This window comes from Kribbella sp. CA-245084 (genome assembly GCF_050942355.1).
Classification (GTDB): domain Bacteria; phylum Actinomycetota; class Actinomycetes; order Propionibacteriales; family Kribbellaceae; genus Kribbella.
In genome coordinates this window covers 5,835,873-5,852,714 of the sequence record NZ_CP192053.1, presented here as the reverse complement: position 1 = coordinate 5,852,714, position 16,842 = coordinate 5,835,873, and the positions used below count along the sequence as shown (strand labels likewise).

The following is a 16,842-nucleotide window of genomic DNA, read 5'->3' as shown; positions in this document are numbered from 1 at the left end:
GCCAAGATGACCGCACTGTCGTGGGAGCCGACCGTCGCCACAGCGGCGGCCTGGTTCGGGACCGACTGCACGCTCGAGAAGGCGCCGAAGAAGGATCCGCTGAAGGAGGTCATGCGGTCGTACTTCCCGATGAAGGAGGAGAAGGGCAACCGTGTGTACGGCGTCATCCGTCAGCGTTGCGAGGATCTGTGCCGATCGCTGCGCGATGATCCCGTGTCGGCTGGGCTCACGGCGAAGGCGTCGGCTTCGCTGTCACCGGGGCCTGATGATCGTGACGACCTGGTGAGCCAAACGGACCGAATGCCATGCCGCCGCGACCATGACACTGCAGCATGCGAACTCCAAGCGATCTCACATCGGATGCCGGACCCTACCCGCTTCGACGTGATGAGAGGACGATACAGACCACTTGTAGAGTTGCCTCTCGATGTCGCGTGCGAGCAGTACTGCGTTAGCAGTCCGGTTGACGTGAGCGTGATGGCGCCTGACTCACTCAGTTTCTGCGGTCTGGATCACGCGTCTTCGCGGAAAAGGCGGCGAGTCGATGCCTAACACGTTGCCGCTTGGATGCTGGGTCAGTGAAGTACTGAATGGACTAGATCGTCCGTGCTGTTGTTTCACAGTCGACACAGATGTGTCGGACCTGTGGTCACTACGTTGCGTTGATCGCCGGGGATCCATGAAGAGCGCATGTTCCGACTCCTCGTCGCACGTGCGGGTCGTCTCTCCGGAGGTGGCCCGGGAGAACCGTGCCTGGGTCCGCGACCTGAGCAGCGATGGAGATCGGCGTGAGCTTGCGAGCCAAGACTTGTACAAGGTTCTCCTGCGAGCCGCGAGAGCAGAGGTCGGGCGGCGGGCGGCGAGGCTGCGACTCGTCGGCCCGGAGCTCGACGACATTGCGCATCAGGCTGCCGCGGACGCCCTGCTGGCGATCTGCGGCAAGGTCGAGACATTCCGCGGCGACTGCAAGTTCACCACCTGGGCATACAAGTTCGTGATCTTCGATGTGGCGGCCAAGGTCAACCGCCACTTCTGGCGGCGGGCCGATGTCGCGTTCGACGACGAAGACTGGGAGCGCTTGCCGGCCCGGCTTGGTATGGAACCGGAGTCGCATGCCGAAAGCTGGGATCTGATGAACGCCGTACACCGCGCCGTCGACGAGAAGCTGACCGCGAAGCAACGGATGGTTTTCGTCGCGCTGGCGCTGAACGGGATGTCCACGGACGTGCTCGCCGATCAGCTCGGTGCGACACGCAACGCGATCTACAAGATGATGTTCGACGCCCGCCGTAAGCTGCGGGCCGCGTTGGCCGACGCCGGCTACCTACCGGAACCGTAAATCGCTTGAGCAGCGTGTCGACGACACTGGATCGATGTCGATCCCGGTTGACCGAGCAGCAGACGGGGCAGGAGGAATGATCTGCCGACGAGGATGTTCATCTGGCAATCATCAACCGCGGCTTCGAAGACAGAAGTGGATCCGATCGTCACGGACTCCACCTGGCCAGCCTCACCGACACTTCCCGGTGTTATCAGCGAGCCTTCCCTTAAGGACAGTCGGAGTTGACAGTCACGTCGGAGACCGGTGTGCAGCAACGTTGGAGCTCGCCCGACCTGCCCGGTCTTCCATCCGAGTCGGTCGTGGCCGACGTGGTGGTTGGCTGCTCAACGCCAGACGGTCGGGTGGAGCCCAAGGTGCGGCAACGATGCGAAGCGATGTGATGTGACGCACAGTCACAGTCAGGTGAAGGCCAGATCGTCGCTGGCGGAGAGATCCCGGTGAAGCGACATGATGCCGCTTCGGCCCAAAGAGGGACATAAAGGGGTCGCGGAGGACATGAAGACGCCCAGGACACCTCGGTGACCTGGGCTGTTGCGCGCCGCCAGGGGACCCGAACCCCGAACCCGCTGCATTCCACCTGAGGTTGATCAGCGTTGCTCAATGATGCTCGGGATCCCTTACAGGTAACGGATTCTGCAGCTGCACGTTGCGCGTAAGTTCTCATCGGCAACCATCCTCTCGCGCTGATTGAGGTGCGCAAAGAGGTGCGTCGCTGGTTGGTCGACCCGGTGGCGGATTGTCGAAGAAAGGCCTCCTGGCGGTCCGTGGGTGACCTGTTGTTCAGGTCCACGTGGCGTTGTTTGGGTCCCAGTCCTTGCCGCGAGCCTCGCCGCTGACTAGTGGGTCTGCGAAGGTTGTGATGACCGTGACCGCGTCCGCGAAGTTGGTGGGTAGAGCCGGTGGCGGCTGGGCCTTGGCGTCGTAGCCATGCGGCGTAGGAGGGCTGTCGTTGCTGGGGGAGGTCGGAGATGCTCAAGCAGAGTCGTCGCAAGGTGATCCGTCGGTGCGCTGCGGTGGCTTCGAGCGCAGCGGAGGCGCTTGGTGGTTCGCTCCGGGGGTGTGGTGTGGGGCCGGTCGGCTGGTTCAGGGGTTAGTGGTGGCGAGGGTCCAGGCGCCGGCGGTGCGGGTCAGCCCGCGGCCGATGAGGTTGCGCAACGCAGCCTGTGGATAAGTAGACGACGGCCGGCGCATGTCACGGAACGTGTTGCTTGGCGGCCGTACGACATCTCTACCGATGATCCAGACCTGATGCTCAGCGGGGACCTTGGCGCGATCTACGCTGCCGAGACTCTGCAGGACGTCTATCTCGGAATCCAGGGAAGCTCTGGTTCTCCCGACTTCAAGCTCGATGTGGGCTCTGCAACACCGGATGGACTCCGAACTGCAGTCCGTCGGACAGTTGCTGGCGCTGGCTCCAGTGCCGATCACCTCGAGGCCGCCGAGGAGCACCCGGGCGGGGTGGATGCTGAGCGTCTCGCGCTCGGGCTTGACCTGTTCGGCAGCCTGTACTTCGTCACCTTCGATGCTCAGGGCAACGCATCGACCCAGGTCCGATCACCGCGTACGCCGGTGGGTGGAGCTGCCTCGGCTCGAGGACCTGCGCACGCTCGCCAACGGCACCCGCCACGATCTACGCGCACTCGACGCCTCGCGACCGGTCGACCTCACAGGTCCCGGCGGCGGGCCGCCTGGACCGGCACCGTGTACGGCGACGAGGCGCGCCTGGGGCAGGTCGTCACCAACCTCGTCGGCAACACCGCTGCCCACACTCCATCCGGTGCCGCGGTCCGCATCGGCGTCGGCGCCTCGGGAGATCGGGCCGTCCGCGAGATCGCCGGCCAGGATCCCGGCATGACCACCGATCAGGCGAGCCGGGTTTCGATCGGTTCTACCGGGCAGACCGCTCCCCAGACCGCTCCGGCGGCACCAACGCCGGCCTCGGCCTGGCCATCGCCCGCTCCCTGACCGAGGCCCACGGCGGAGCCGTCGAACTCGAAACAGCACTCGGCCAGGGCGCGTGCTTCCGCCTGACCTTGCCGCTGCTCGCCGGCGGTTGAATCGAGGACCCATCGAATGGGTGGAGGCCGAACCCAAACGTTTCGACGGTCAGCCCTGGTATTGCCGCCGAGGTAGGTCGCGTTGAGTCAGAACTGTAAGGCTCACCACGATGTCACCGGAAGGCAATCATGTCGTCAGCAACGAACGAAGAAACCCTCGTCAGCGAGAAGGTGCGGCTCCCGTTGGCCGGCCTCCTGGCGCTGTTCGCGGCGGGCTTCCTGGGAATCATCAACGAGACGATCCCCGCGGGCCTGCTGCCGGAGATGTCCACAAGCCTCGGACTCTCAGAATCCGTCGTCGGCCAGACCATCACGGTGTATGCACTGGCGACAGCGCTCACCGCGATCCCGCTCAATGCCGCCCTGAAGAATTGGGGGCGGCGGACCGTCCTGGTTTCGGCGCTCATCACCTTCGCTCTGGCCAACGCGGTCGCGGGGCTGGTCGACAGCTTTGCGATGATCCTCACCGCGCGCGTGGTTGCCGGTGTCGGAGCGGGACTGATCTGGTCGAACATCGGCGGCTACGCAGCCCGGATCGTCGGCGAAACCCTTCAGGGTAAGGCGATCGCCATCGCGATGGCAGGCATTCCTGTCGCGCTTGCGCTCGGTCTTCCAGCGGGCACTCTGCTGGGAGACGCGGCCGGGTGGGAGGTGACCTTCCTTGCCACGGCAGTGGCCAGCCTTGCCTTGATCGCCTGGGTGCTTTTCTCCCTGCCCAACCTCCCGGGCCAGCCGGCGGGTGGACACGTTCCCGTCGCGACTATCCTCCGGACCCGGGGAATAGCTCCGATCCTCTGGGTTGTCGCGGGATTCATGGTTGCCCACAACATCTTGTACACGTACATCGGTGCACTGACGGCGGCAGCGGGCGTCGGCGGCCAGATCGAATGGGTCCTGCTGGTCTTCGGCCTTGCGGCGCTGCTCAGCATCTGGGCCACCGGAACCTTTGTCGACCCGCACCACCGCCGGCTGATCGTTTTGAGCACAGTCGTCGTAGGCGCAGGTGCTCTCGTCCTCGGGTTCGCGCAGGTGAACCCTGCAATTCTCTATCTGGGCGTTGCGATCTGGGGCCTCGGCTTTGGTGGCTCCGCGACGCTCTTCGTCACGGCCGGCGTGCGTGCGTCCGAGACGGACGGTGTGCAGTCGATCCTGGTGACTGTCTTCAATCTCAGTATCGCGGCCGGAGGAATAGTCGGCGGCCTTCTGCTCGCAGGCTTCGGGATCAGCTCAATTCCCTGGGTGGCCGTGGCGATCATGATCCCCACGGCCATCACGACCATCGCCGGCAGGCGGCACGCGTTCCCCCGCTGGGCGCGCGCCTGACTTCACAGCTCCACCCAGAAGAATACTCAAGAAGGAGAGCGGCATGGCACGCGCATTTGTCACAGGCGGTTCGGGTTTCATCGGTCGTGCGCTGGTGCGCCGACTCGTAGCGGAGGGCCACTCGGTCCGGGTGCTGGTACGAAGCGAGGCATCGGCTGAGGTTGTGGCCGGCCTCGGCGCCGAATCCGTGCAAGGTGTGTTGCATGAGGCAACTACTTGGCGCGATGCAGTTGTGGGTAGCGACGTCTTGTTCCACCTTGCGGCCGAGACCGACATCTCCGCGGATCGTGAACGGCAGGAGCTGGTGTCTGTTCGCGGTACCCAGGCGGCGGTGGACGCGGCCCGCTTCGCAAAGGTTCCCCGGTTCGTCCACTGTGGGACGGAAGCCGCGCTACTTGCGGGCGATCCGCTCATCGACGTCGATGAGACAGCACCACTACGGCCTGACTCGGCAGCTGTGTATTCGGCGGTGAAGGCCGAGGCCGAGAAGATCGTGCTCGACGTGAATACCCCGGACTTCACGACCGTGTCGATTCGCCCGAGGTTCGTCTGGGGGCCCGAGAGCATCCTCATCGAGGGTCTGGTGGCGTCCGTCAAGGCGGGCCAGTTCGCGTGGATCGACGGCGGACGGTTCACCACCGACGTGACGTATGTGGACAACGTCGTCGAAGGCCTGATGCTCGGATGGCAGCGCGGCCGGCCCGGCGAGGCCTACTTCGTGACCGACCAGCACCCGGTCGTCCTGCGCGAGTTCCTGGAAGCCCAGTTCGAGATCTACGGCGTGGAAGGCCCGATTCCAGATCTCGATGCCGAGACGGCAGCCCAAGTGGTTCCGGTACCGGCCCGGTGGTTCCTGGGGCAGACCTGCACCCTGCGGACGGACAAAGCAGCGGCCGAACTCGGCTACGCGCCGGTCGTCTCGCAGGCCGCCGGGCTTGAGGCCGTCAGGGCCTCCGTGGCTGTTCAGCACTGAACGACAACTACAACGAATGTAGGAGGTAAACCAATCATGGCTGGCATCAGCATCAGAGGTCTCGGGAACATGGCCAAGGTTCTGGGTGACCGAGTCGGCAGTACGGCACAGCTTTGGACGACAAGATCATCATCGATATCTCCAACACCTTCGACCTCAGCGACTACGGCGGTCGGCACGTCGCGGCCGAGACGTCCGTAGCGCAGGAGATCGCCGAGGTGACAGGGGATGCCAATCCTGTTTTCAAGGCGTTCAGCACGATCTTCGGCGCCGTGTTGTCTCGCAACGAGCAGATGGACGCGCTCTTCGCCGGCAACGACGGGTCGGCGAAGGACGAGGTCACGGCCTTCATCGAGAGCCTTGGGCTGCGAGCGGTGTACGCCGGTCCGCTGGTGATGGCCCGCGTCCTGGAGGAGATCGGCCTGCTGGTCATGGGCCTGGGTCGATGGGGCGAAAAGAACTACGACTTCTCGCTGGCAGTCAGAAAGGGAACGGATGCTGATGTATGACAAGGTGAAGTGGCCTGAGCGGTACCACCCGAAGACGTCGGCGATATACGCCCTCAACGACATCGACGTGTCAGCCCCGCCTGAGATGGTCTGGGACCTTCTCGTCGACGCCGAGAACTGGTCTGACTACTTTCCCCCCGAGGACCAGGTCAGGATCTTGAGCGGTGAGCGGGAACTGACGCTCGGAACCAGGTACAGCCGTGTCACGGTAGGGTTTCCGATGAGTCTGCAGGTGACGGAGTGCGAGCCCTTCAGTAGGCTCTCGTGGGAGACCCTGGTCGACGGCGATGAGACCGGCTCGCGCGCCTACCACGGCTGGGTGATCACGCCGACTGACGACGGCTGTCACCTGCTGACCGAGGAAACCCAGCAGGGCGCCTTCTTTCTCGAGGAGCTCGGGCGCAAGCATCCCGGTGCGCTGTATCGCTACCACCAGGAGTGGGTCGAATGCCTCGCCCGCGCCGCGGAGGCGGCTAGTGCTTGACTACGCGCCTACGTGGGAGAACCTGGCGCGTCGTCGGCGGTGAGTTGAGCTTTCACGTCGCGAGGCACCCGGACGCCGCGGGTGCCCAGGCCGGCGACGAACCGGGCGGCGAGCGGATCCAGTGCCCCGGGCGACACCGCGACAATTTGCCTGATCCAGCGTGGTGAGAAGGAGCGAACCGCTCCAGGCAGCCCGGCGCTGACCGCGCTGATCGGCGTGACGGCGACGCCCAGGCCAGCGGCGGCAAGTTGGGGTGCTGCTGCCGTGACCGAGGTCCTCATCACGGTTTCGGGGCGAACGCCGGCGCTCGTCAGCGATCGGTCGAGCCAGCCGCTCAGGCCGTTGTCCGCAGCGAAGTGAACAAGCTGAACGCCGTCGAGGTCGCTCAAGGTCACTGAAGGCTGCTGGGCCAGGCGATGGTTGCTTGGCGCCGTCAGCACGATCTCTTCCTCGGTGACGGGAGTTGTCGTGTAGCGCTCGGAGACGGGACCCGGCACCAGCAGGATGTCGACTTCGTCGGAGTCGATGAGTCCGAGGAGCTCGCCCGGTACAACCGACTCTCGCAGGCTGATCGCCACCTGCGGGTGGCGGCGGTGCCAGTCGCGGATGACAGGGGCGAGCATGGGCACTGTCAAGCTCTGTGCGCAGGCCAGGCGCAGCGATCCACCGGTCGCGTCGCCGGCGGCACGTGCCGAGCGCACAGCCGATGCGGCCGCCTCGATCGCTCGCCGCGCGTCGGCGACGGCAGCCCGACCAGCCGGCGTGAGCTTGACGCCCCGGGGCTCCCGACGAATCAGCGCGGTCCGGGTCTCCCGCTCCAGGGCAGCGAGCTGATGCGACACGGCAGGCTGCGATGAATGCAGCATCAGCGCGGCCTGGGTGATGGACCCGGAATCCGCGACCGCTACCAGGCACTCCAACGCCCTCAGCGAAGCCATTCGCAAATCCTATCGTAGGTCCTTTAACTATGAAGGACATGGAGGTCACCCTCGGCGTCACGTCATTTCCCGGGACGGAATTGAACCCGGAGAGTGACCATGGCGTTGCGGTACGTTAGATACTTCATCGTCGTGGGGAGGCGGCGACGGAACGATCCGGAGGAGCCTCTCGGTCGAGGCTGCACCTACGGTCTTCGCGGCCCGGTCCGGGTCGAGGCGTTCAGCGCACCCACCGTCTGTTCGCCCTGGCGCCGTCGGGTCAGGTGACCGCACCCGGACAGTCAGGCTTCGGACCGTTGACAGTGGAAGGCTCGTCTGTGAGCCTACCTGAAAGCTTTCAAGTCCCCCGGTGATTGGCGTTCCGGCGCCCCTTTCGACGCGGTCATTGTGGATTGCGACCCGCCACCGATCACTCCGCGAACGAACGACTGGAGACCCCTATGGCCATGGGCAACAAACGCTTCCGCCCGAGTCGGCGCCTCTTCCTGCAGGGGGCGGGCAGTGGTCTACTCCTGGCCGCGAGCGGGATGGCGCGACCCCTCCAGGCGATGGCGACAACGGCCGAGACCTACGAGCTCGAGAACGGGTTCATCAGCCTTTCCGGCGCGTATGGAAAGCTCACCCGGTTCGCCTGCGATTCGACGGGCTCCGGCCAGTACCAGCCGACGTCGTTCGGCTCGGTGTTCCTCGGCGCGACCGACTTCTTCGACGCCGGGTTCAACAAGGACGTCACCTGGACGGCGGCCGGAACCTCGCTGAGTCTGGCGGGCATTCAGTTGCCGTCGACAAATAACCTCAAGCAGGCGCAAACCAACTCTCCCGTCCCGCTCAACGCCGGCCACACGATAGGCCAGTCGTTCACCGCGTCGATGTACCGCTTCACCCGCGTCGGCGGTCAGTTTCCCACGTGGAGCAGCAACAACGCGGCGCTGCGGATGACGCTGTTCGCGGGGACCCCGGCGACCGGTCTCTCCGAGATCGCTACGCGCGAGGTGAATCCGTTGAAGGACAACGGATGGGCCTACCTCGATGTCCCGGATCAGCCCGCCGGGTCCTACTACCTCGAGATCTCCCACACCGCGGGAACCCCCGGCTGGTGGAGCCAACTCGGCGCGACAACGGTCGGCGTGGGTGGCTCGGCGTACCAGGACCGTCAGGTGCAGGCGGATCGCACCATGACGATCGATGTGGCGGGCTTCAACGTGGACGGCATCGCGTCGTGGAAGCTGGATCTGTCCGGCCGGAACCTGGCGATGGCGTACGACATTCAGTGGAAGAACGACCCGCAGGCCGATCCCGGCCTGACGCTGACCACCTCGTGGCGCCGCGACGGGTACTCCGTCGCCGCAGCGGACGGCGTACTGTTCAACCGCTTCTACGGCGACCAGGGCGTCTACATGCCGTCGGAGCAACTGAAGCGCCGGGATGCCTGGACGAACCCGGTGTCGGGATCGCACGCCGTCACGGCCGGAGGCAGCGGCCCGTACGACCTCCGGTTCATGGGCAACGAACCGGTCCTCGACGGCACGATGACCGCCGAGTCGATGGTGATGTCACTCAACTCCGGCACCGCGGACGCGGCGCAGACCATCACGCGATCGCTCGCGGTGGAGGTCCAACCGCACTCGGACGCGCTGCCGGCGGTCTTCCCGGTGTTCACGGCCTCCGATCAGCGCAGGGCGTCCCAGATGTCCTCCTTCTACTGGGAGCGTGCGTTCAGCTTCCGGTTCAGCGGGCACGCGATGGACTGGGCCGACTGGAACGGGCGCATCCTGGACTGGACCGGCACGGCGGGCCGGGGGGCACAGGCAGACTCGCTGTTGAACACGCAGCTGGAACCCGACGGGTATGTCTGGTCTTGGTCGGATCAGGCCGAGTGGCCTTTTCCCGATCCGAAGCTGTTCGACGCCCGGCACTTCAGCTCCAACGCGATGTACATCCTCGGCGCCTGGCGGTACTACTCGTGGACGGGTGATACCAACTTCCTCGCCACGATGCTGCCGCGAGTCCGTCGGGCGATCAACTTCTACCTCGACTCGCTCGGCGGCAAGAGCGGGATCGTCACGATCGACTCCCCCGACCACAGCGGCCGGGACGGTTATCTGCCCTCCAACTACTGGGACGTCACGTCGTTCGGGTACCAGGACGCCTTCCTCAACGCCTACTTCTACGGCGCGCTCGAGGCGATGGCCCAGCTCGAGGAGCACGTCGGAGGCGCGGCGAGAGCCGACGAGCTGCGGACCCTTCGCAAGCTGACGCGTCAGCGCTACAACTCCTTGTTCTGGAACGGGCCGGCCGGCCGGTACGTGCAGTCCATTGACGCCGACGATGTTGCTCACGACTACGGCTCGACCTACGTCAACCTGGAGGCCGCGTCGTTCGGCCTTCCCACCCAGGACCAGGCAGCGCGGATCTTCGAGTGGCTGGATCACGGCCGGACCGAGCTGCAGGATGCGGTCGTCCAGATCGAAGAGGGCGGCCTGGCTCCGAAGGTCACCGCTGGCCACACCTTGGGGCAGAGTTTCACGGCGGCTGCCGAGTTCGTCAGCGTCGCGGCGCGGTTCGCCACGTACGCCGAGCGCGGCGCCGCGTTCACCATGACGCTCTACCGTGGTCTGCCTGGTGAGGCTCCGGTCAAGATCGCGGAACGGAAGTTCAGCGACTGGTTCGACGGCCGGGTGGCGCACCTCGACCTGCCGAAGCAGCCGACGGGCGTGTACTACCTGGAGGTCTCCGAGGTCACCGGCACACTGGCCTGGTGGTCGACGGCCAAGAGCGTGCCCGGCGCTCGGGCGTACGCCGACGGGCAGCCCGCGACCGATGCGTCGAACAGGTACGTGGTCGCACTTGGCGAGTACTTCGAAGGACCCGCCGACATCTACTCGAAGTGGGTCTTCGCTCCGAGATCTACGACGCGTCGCAACAGCTACTGGTTCTTCCTGACCCACCTCACGACGCCCTGGGGAGAAGAGGTACAGGACGGCGGAGCCATCCTCTATACCTCGGGATTCGACGTGATGGCGCGCGCCCGCTATCGATCCGCCGACGATGCATGGGCCCGGATGACGGCGATCCTCGATCGGTGGAACGAACCGGACCATATCTGCGGCGGCGCACCGCTGTACCGCGGCGAGGGAACGGTTGACGCGCCGGGCGGAGCACACTCGGTCGGAACGGACGTCCCGTTCCCCGAAAGCGGACTGGCGCCGGCGAGCTTCCTGTACGCCTTCGTCGGGGTGGAAGCCGAGCCGGAGGCTCTCGTCATCACACCGAATCTGCCGTCGGCGCTGTCCAACGCCGGCGTTCGCAACCTCCACTGGCGCGGACGGCAGCTCGAGGTGCAGGTCACGCGCGATACGGTCACCGTGACCGGCAACGGCGTGGCGGTCAAGCGCCGGTACAAGTCGGGCAAGTCGGTGCGGATCGGTTCAGACGTTCTTTAGGACCGAGCTGAACGTGTGGTTGCCGCGGCCCACTGCCACCGAGGTGGATGAACCCGGCAACCACACGTCGGCGCTCACGCCGTACGGCGTCGTCAGCGACAGCTCGAACCGGTCGCCCTCGCAGCGCCACCCGACCGCGATCTCGCCGTACGGCGACAGGTGTCTGGCCGAGGCGCTCGTCAGGTGGCCGGTCACGAGCGGACGGACCTCGATCGTGCGGTACCCCGGTGAGGTCGGTGCGAGTCCGGCCACGCGGCGGTGCAGCCAGTCGGCGACCGCGCCGTAGGCATAGTGGTTGAACGACGTCATCTCGCCCGGATTGATCGAGCCGTCCGGCAGCATCGAGTCCCAGCGCTCCCACACCGTTGTCGCGTCCATCGAGACGGCGTACAGCCAGGACGGGGATGACTCCTCCAGCAGCATCCGGTAGGCGAGTTCGGGCCGGCCGGCGGTCGACAGCGCGTCGAGGATGACCGGCGTGCCGACGAAACCGGTACTCACCCGGTATCCGGCGGCATGGACGAGCTCCGCGAGCCGATCGCCCGCACCGACGCGCTGGCGCTCGGTCGCGAAGAGGTCGTCCACGATGGCCAGTGCGTACACGGTCTGACAGTCGCTGCGCACCACGCCGTCCTCATCGACGTACGCCGCGACGAACGCCGCGCGGATTTCCTGTTCCAGCCGCGCGTACTCCGCGGCATCGGCGTGCCGCCCCAGCACCGTGGCCGACCGCGCGAGGATGCCGGCTGAACGGGCGAAGTACGCCGTCGCGACGACGGTCGGGTCGGCCTGGGCCTTCGACGCGTCGTCCGGCGGTGCCGTCGGATCGAGCCAGTCGCCGAACTGCGCGCCGGTGGGCCACAGCAGGTCCTCGCCGACCGTTCCGCGTACCTTCTCGACCCAGGCTCGCATGGACGCGTACTGCCGCTCGAGGACGCCGGTGTCGCCGTACGCGAGATGCAATGCGTCAGGGACGATCGTGGCGGCGTCGCTCCAGGCGGCGGCCGCGGGATCAGGTTCGCGCAGGACGTCCGGGATCACATAGGGAACGCCGCCGTCCGCCTTCTGCTCGGCGGACAGGTCACCGAGCCACTCGCCGAGGAATCCGGCGGTGTCGAACAGGAAGGTCGCGGTGGGGGAGAAGACCTGGATGTCGCCGGTCCATCCGAGACGCTCGTCGCGCTGCGGGCAGTCCGTCGGCAGCGCGAGAAAGTTGCCGCGCATGCTCCACACCACGTTCTCGTGCAGGCGGCCGACGCGATCGTCCGACGACTCGAACCGGCCGGTGCGGCGCAGATCGGTACCGAGTACCAGCGCCTCGACGTCGTTGAGCTCCAGGTTCGGGACGCCCTCGATCTCGGCGTAACGGAATCCGTTGAAGGTGAAGGTGGGTTGAAGAATCTCCACCGCGTCGCCGGTCAGCGTATAGGCGCATGTCGCCTTCGCACTGCGGAGCGGGCGGACGCCGAGCTCGCCGTGCTCGAGAACCTCGGCATGGCGCACGGTGACCTCGGTACCGGCTTCGCCGCTCACGCGAATCCGGACCCAGCCCACGAGGTTCTGGCCGAAGTCGACGAGGGTCCGGCCCGACGGCGAGGCCAGCAGCCGTACGGCGGGCAGCGTCTGGGTGATGCGCACCGGGGGACCGGACGGGGCGATGAGTCGCTCGAACCCGCCGTCGAGGACGTCCACCGTGTCGACCCGCTTGCCCTCCGGCGAATCGGTGATCCGCAGATCGCGGACCTGGCCGTCGTAGAAGTCGTCGAACAGGATGCTGCTGTGAACGGCTCCCCAGGTGGCGTCGGTTCCGAGGATCTGCCGGGTTCCATCGGCGTAGGTGACCTCGAGCTGGGCGAGCACGGCGAGGCGATCGCCGTAGCTTGACCGGTTCCCCGGCCACACGAGCTGACCGCGGTACCAACCGTTGCCCAGCATGGCTTGGAGGCGGTTGGATCCCTGCCCCAGCAGGGCTGTGACGTCGTGGGTGCGGTACCGCAGGCGCTTGTCGTACGCCGTCCAGCCCGGCGCGAAGATGTCGTCGCCGACGCGCACTCCGTTGATGGAGAACTCCACGATCCCGTGCGCGGTGAGGTAGAGCCGGGCCGAGACCGGCTGCGCCGTGAGGTCGGCTCGGCCGAACAGCAGCGGAGCGCCGTCGGCCAGTCCGCCGATGGTCGACGGGGTGATGAGTTCCTGTTGCCACTCCCGGTGGTCGAGCAGGCCGGCCTCGATGGTGAGCGGCTCGCTGGCCTCGGTCCAGGCGTCACCACTTGCCACGCGAACCCTGACCCGGACCCGCTCACGGGAGGTCAGCGGCGTGAACGGCCACGGCACGAAGAGTTGTTCGCCGGATTCGACGACCACGGACTCCACGCTCGGATCGGCTCTCTCGATCCAGACCTCGTAGCGATCCGAGCGCCATCCGTCCGGCGCGGACTCCAGGCCCCACGACAGACGTGGAGCCGCCGAGCCGATACCGAATGCTTCGTCCTCGTACTCGGCCCGCAGTCGCGTGATCACGGCCGTTCCAGCCTCAGGTCCTGACCGAAAGCTCACTCCAGCCCCGTTCCGACGATGCCCTTGAGGTACCACTTCTGGAACACGATGAAGACGATCAGCACCGGCAGCATGGCGATCACCGCGCCGGCCAGCCCGACCGACGGGGAGATCAACGAGTTCTCACCGCCCGCCAGTGGCGCGAGCGCGACGTTGATCACCCGGTTGGCCGGGTTCGGGGCGATGACCTGCGGCCAGATGTACATGTTCCACGCCGTCAGAAAGCTGATCGAGCAGAAAGTGGCCAGCGCGGGCTTGGCCAGGGGAAGGGCGATCGCGGTCAGGACCCGCCCCCAGCTCGCCCCGTCGATGCGGGCCGCCTCGATGAGACCGACCGGCAGACCCGCGAAGAACTCCCGGAACATCAGGATCGCGAACGCGCACTGGGCCGCCATCGGGATGATGAGGCCGGCATAGGTGTTGAGCCAGCCCAGCTGGTACGTGACGACGAAGAGCGGAATCAGCGTGAGGTTGCCCGGGATGAACAGCGGTACGACGAGCGTCGCGACCACCGCTGCCGCCCACTTGAAGGGGATTTTCGCCAGGGCGAAGGCGGCAGGCAGCGAGAGCAGGAGCTGTAGCCCGACGATGCCCAGGCTGAAGACGAAGGTGTTGAGGATGACCCGGGGGGTCAGGTAGTTCCAGGCGTCGACGAAGTTCTGCCAGACCGGAGTCGCCGGCAACAGCGGCGGGGGGAAGGCGCTGATCTCCGCGGCGGACTTGAGCGAGCCGGACACCATGAACAGCAACGGGGTTGCCATCACCAGGCCGGCGAGCACGATCGCCAGGTACCGAAGAACGTTGTGAGACAGCGGCGTTCGCATCAGCTGCGCTCCTTCCGGAACCGCACGATCCCGCGCACGAGAACCACGATGGCGATCATCAGGACGAGTTGGAACAACGACAGGGCGCTTGCGTAGCCGATGTCGCGCTGGGAGAAGGCAACCTTGTACGAGTAGAGCGCGATCGACTGGGTGGATCCGAGCGGCCCACCGTCGGTCATGATCAGCGCGACCTCGAACGAACCGCTGACGAAGCTGACGGCCTGCAGTACGGCGATCAGGATGGTCGTGCCCCAGACGTTCGGCCAAGTCATCGACCAGACCTGGCGCCACTTGCTCGCACCGTCGAGCGAAGCCGCGGCGTAGATGTCGTCCGACACGCGCTGGAGGCCGGCGAGGTACAGGATGATGACCAGCGGCAGACCGCCCCAGATCATCATGATGACCAGGGCGGGGCGGGCCCAGGTCAGGTCGGACAGCCAGTTCGGCCCGTTGACGCCGATCCAGGACAGCGCCTGGTTGACCAGCCCGTTCGTGCTGTACAGATTGACCCAGATCAGTGAGGAGACCGCGGCCGAGGCGATCATCGGCGCGAAGTAGAGGACGCGGATGGCCGCGATCCCGGGCAGCTTGGTGTTGACCAGGACGGCCAGAACGAAGCCGATCAGGATCGTCGGCAGGACACCCATCAGGACGAACAGGGCGGTGACCCCCAGCGCCTGCCACATCTCGGCGTCACTGAACAACCGGATGATGTTCTCGAGCCCGACCCATCGCGGCGTGCTGAACAGGTCCCACTGGAAGAAGGTCAGCACCAGGCCGCCCACGGCCGGGAGAATCACGAAGAGCGCGAAGGCGAGCATCCCTGGGGTCAAGAACGCCGCGGCCGTGAGCGCGTCCACGCGTCGGCCACGTCGGTAGCCGTGGCTTCGGTCTGGGGTGCGCTTCTCCTCGTCCTGCCGAGGCGATGGGGTGTCCAGAGTTGAGGTCGGCACTACGCTCTCCGATGCTAGGTAGACCCGGGTGGGGCGGACCCGGGTCATCCATCAGTTACTTGGCTTGCTTCTCGATGGCGGCGTTGACGGTCTTCTCCGCCTCCGCGAAAGCTTCCTCGACCGAGCGATTCTTCAGCAGAACCTCCTGGGTCGCCTTCTTCGTGGCGTCCGACATCACGGTCGACGTCGACCCCGGCATTGCGGTGAGCAGAACCGCGGTCCGCGCCGACTCACCGAAGATGGCGATGTTGTCGGGCGGCGTACCATCCTTCCAGGTGCCGTTGTCGATGCCGTCGTCAGTCGGCGGAATGACGCCACCGACGTCCTGGGCGACCTTCATGCCGGTCTTGGTGTCGTAGAACCAGCTCAGAAACGCCCATGCGGCATCCTGGTTCTTGCTGGTCTGTGAGATCGACAGCCCGTACGATCCGCCACCGGCGGTCGACTTGCCGTTGATTGTCGGGAGAACCTGCACGTCCCACTTCGCGTTGACGAGCGTCGTTTTGACCTGCGGAACCGCGCCACGTGAGGCGATGGCCATACCGACCTTGCCCGAGCTGAAGCTGAGCTTCGGGTCGTCCGTCGTCGTGGTGTACGCGCCGGAGGCGGTTCCGTAAGCGCTCAGCATGAGCTTCCACGCCTTGATCGCCTCCGGCTGACCGATACCGGACTTACCGGTCTTCGCGTCGTAGACGGAGCCACCGAACGCCTTGATCACCGGACCGTAGACGATCTGCGCGCTGCCGTCACCGAGCGGAGCGGCCAGGCCGGTGATCTTGCCGCCTCCTTTGGCCTGGAGTTCCTTCCCGACCCGCAGCATGTCCTCCCAGGTCCAGTCGGCCTTCGGGTACTCCTTGATCCCGAGCTCGTCGAACAGGGACTTGTTGTAAAACAGTCCCACCGAGTCGGCACTCACGGGCAGTCCGGTGATCTGCTCCGGCTTCGCGAGCGGCCGGTACTGGCCGACGAACTGCGGAAGGAACGAATCTGCGGTCAGGCCGCCGAGCTTGCCCTCCTTCAGCCCCGGCGCCAGGTCCAGGGTGACGTTGTCGGTCGCCAGCGTGTCGGCCAGGAAGTCCACGTTGAAGAAGACGTCGGGCAGTTCGCCGCTCAGACGCGCAGTCGCCAGTTGCTGCGCGTATTCGTCGGCTTTGTCCGTCGTACTGCGTACCTCGACCTTACGGTCGGGGAACTGCTTGGTGTAAGCCTCGGCGTACTTCTTGAACTGCGGTTCGAGCGCGGTGATGGTGGTCAGGACGATGGAGCTTCCGTCGACCTGGCCAGCCTGTCCTGAACTGGATGCGGCGTTCCCGCCGCACGCCGCGAGCAGGGGGAGCGTCGCTGCCGCGACGGCAACGACGATGCGGAGGCGCGCTGTACGTGACGTCATTGTCAGCCTTCCTTCCTTGCTGTGAATGCCGAACGAAGGCCGACCCCAGT

At 65.9% G+C, this 16,842-nt stretch carries 12 protein-coding genes; 7 read left to right on the top strand and 5 right to left on the bottom strand.

What is annotated here, in order from left to right; translation table 11 throughout:
• The first annotated feature begins 679 nt into the window (after positions 1 to 679).
• From ACQPYH_RS27845 to ACQPYH_RS27820, 6 genes are all read left to right on the top strand, one after another.
• A complete protein-coding gene (locus ACQPYH_RS27845; protein WP_432877018.1) occupies positions 680 to 1,339 on the top strand; it encodes a sigma-70 family RNA polymerase sigma factor in 660 nt (219 codons plus the stop codon).
• Between the two features lie 1,541 nt (positions 1,340 to 2,880).
• Entirely contained in the window at positions 2,881 to 3,399 is a 519-nt protein-coding gene (locus ACQPYH_RS27840; RefSeq protein WP_432894506.1) for an ATP-binding protein, read from the top strand.
• A 183-nt stretch (positions 3,400 to 3,582) separates the two neighbouring features.
• The gene (locus tag ACQPYH_RS27835; protein WP_432877016.1) at positions 3,583 to 4,722 is read left to right on the top strand and encodes an MFS transporter; all 1,140 of its coding nucleotides are present in this window, start codon (positions 3,583 to 3,585) and stop codon (positions 4,720 to 4,722) included.
• A gap of 43 nt (positions 4,723 to 4,765) precedes the next feature.
• Positions 4,766 to 5,695, top strand: a complete 930-nt coding sequence (locus tag ACQPYH_RS27830) for an NAD-dependent epimerase/dehydratase family protein (protein WP_432877014.1) — start codon at positions 4,766 to 4,768, stop codon at positions 5,693 to 5,695.
• A gap of 113 nt (positions 5,696 to 5,808) precedes the next feature.
• The gene (locus tag ACQPYH_RS27825) at positions 5,809 to 6,204 is read left to right on the top strand and encodes an NADPH-dependent F420 reductase (RefSeq protein WP_432877011.1); all 396 of its coding nucleotides are present in this window, start codon (positions 5,809 to 5,811) and stop codon (positions 6,202 to 6,204) included.
• On the top strand, positions 6,197 to 6,688 hold the full coding sequence (locus tag ACQPYH_RS27820) for an SRPBCC domain-containing protein (protein ID WP_432877008.1): 492 nt from the start codon (positions 6,197 to 6,199) through the stop codon (positions 6,686 to 6,688). The genes ACQPYH_RS27825 and ACQPYH_RS27820 overlap by 8 nt, the downstream gene beginning before the upstream one ends.
• Positions 6,689 to 6,696: 8 nt before the next feature.
• Here ACQPYH_RS27820 and ACQPYH_RS27815 read toward each other — a convergent pair whose 3' ends face one another.
• The gene (locus ACQPYH_RS27815; RefSeq protein ID WP_432877005.1) at positions 6,697 to 7,626 is read right to left on the bottom strand and encodes a LysR family transcriptional regulator; all 930 of its coding nucleotides are present in this window, start codon (positions 7,624 to 7,626) and stop codon (positions 6,697 to 6,699) included.
• 440 nt (positions 7,627 to 8,066) lie between these two features.
• Between ACQPYH_RS27815 and ACQPYH_RS27810 the strand changes: the two genes are divergently transcribed.
• Positions 8,067 to 11,069: an MGH1-like glycoside hydrolase domain-containing protein gene (locus ACQPYH_RS27810; RefSeq protein ID WP_432877002.1), complete on the top strand. Its 3,003-nt coding sequence runs from the start codon at positions 8,067 to 8,069 to the stop codon at positions 11,067 to 11,069.
• Here ACQPYH_RS27810 and ACQPYH_RS27805 read toward each other — a convergent pair.
• From ACQPYH_RS27805 to ACQPYH_RS27790, 4 genes are all read right to left on the bottom strand, one after another.
• A complete protein-coding gene (locus ACQPYH_RS27805) occupies positions 11,055 to 13,589 on the bottom strand; it encodes a family 78 glycoside hydrolase catalytic domain (RefSeq protein WP_432877001.1) in 2,535 nt (844 codons plus the stop codon). The genes ACQPYH_RS27810 and ACQPYH_RS27805 overlap by 15 nt on opposite strands.
• 32 nt (positions 13,590 to 13,621) lie before the next feature.
• On the bottom strand, positions 13,622 to 14,449 hold the full coding sequence (locus ACQPYH_RS27800; RefSeq protein WP_432876998.1) for a carbohydrate ABC transporter permease: 828 nt from the start codon (positions 14,447 to 14,449) through the stop codon (positions 13,622 to 13,624).
• Positions 14,449 to 15,309, bottom strand: a complete 861-nt coding sequence (locus ACQPYH_RS27795; RefSeq protein WP_432876996.1) for a carbohydrate ABC transporter permease — start codon at positions 15,307 to 15,309, stop codon at positions 14,449 to 14,451. Before ACQPYH_RS27795 ends, ACQPYH_RS27800 begins: the two co-directional genes overlap by 1 nt.
• A 148-nt stretch (positions 15,310 to 15,457) precedes the next feature.
• The gene (locus tag ACQPYH_RS27790; protein WP_432876995.1) at positions 15,458 to 16,792 is read right to left on the bottom strand and encodes an ABC transporter substrate-binding protein; all 1,335 of its coding nucleotides are present in this window, start codon (positions 16,790 to 16,792) and stop codon (positions 15,458 to 15,460) included.
• Between the last annotated feature and the right edge of the window lie 50 nt (positions 16,793 to 16,842).

Coding starts and splice junctions, on each gene's coding strand:
- ACQPYH_RS27845 (WP_432877018.1), top strand. CDS start 680: ATGAAGAGCGCATGTTCCGACTCCTCGTCGCACGTGCGGGTCGTCTCT.
- ACQPYH_RS27830 (WP_432877014.1), top strand. CDS start 4,766: ATGGCACGCGCATTTGTCACAGGCGGTTCGGGTTTCATCGGTCGTGCG.
- ACQPYH_RS27820 (WP_432877008.1), top strand. CDS start 6,197: ATGTATGACAAGGTGAAGTGGCCTGAGCGGTACCACCCGAAGACGTCG.
- ACQPYH_RS27815 (WP_432877005.1), bottom strand. CDS start 7,626: ATGGCTTCGCTGAGGGCGTTGGAGTGCCTGGTAGCGGTCGCGGATTCC.
- ACQPYH_RS27810 (WP_432877002.1), top strand. CDS start 8,067: ATGGCCATGGGCAACAAACGCTTCCGCCCGAGTCGGCGCCTCTTCCTG.
- ACQPYH_RS27800 (WP_432876998.1), bottom strand. CDS start 14,449: ATGCGAACGCCGCTGTCTCACAACGTTCTTCGGTACCTGGCGATCGTG.
- ACQPYH_RS27790 (WP_432876995.1), bottom strand. CDS start 16,792: ATGACGTCACGTACAGCGCGCCTCCGCATCGTCGTTGCCGTCGCGGCA.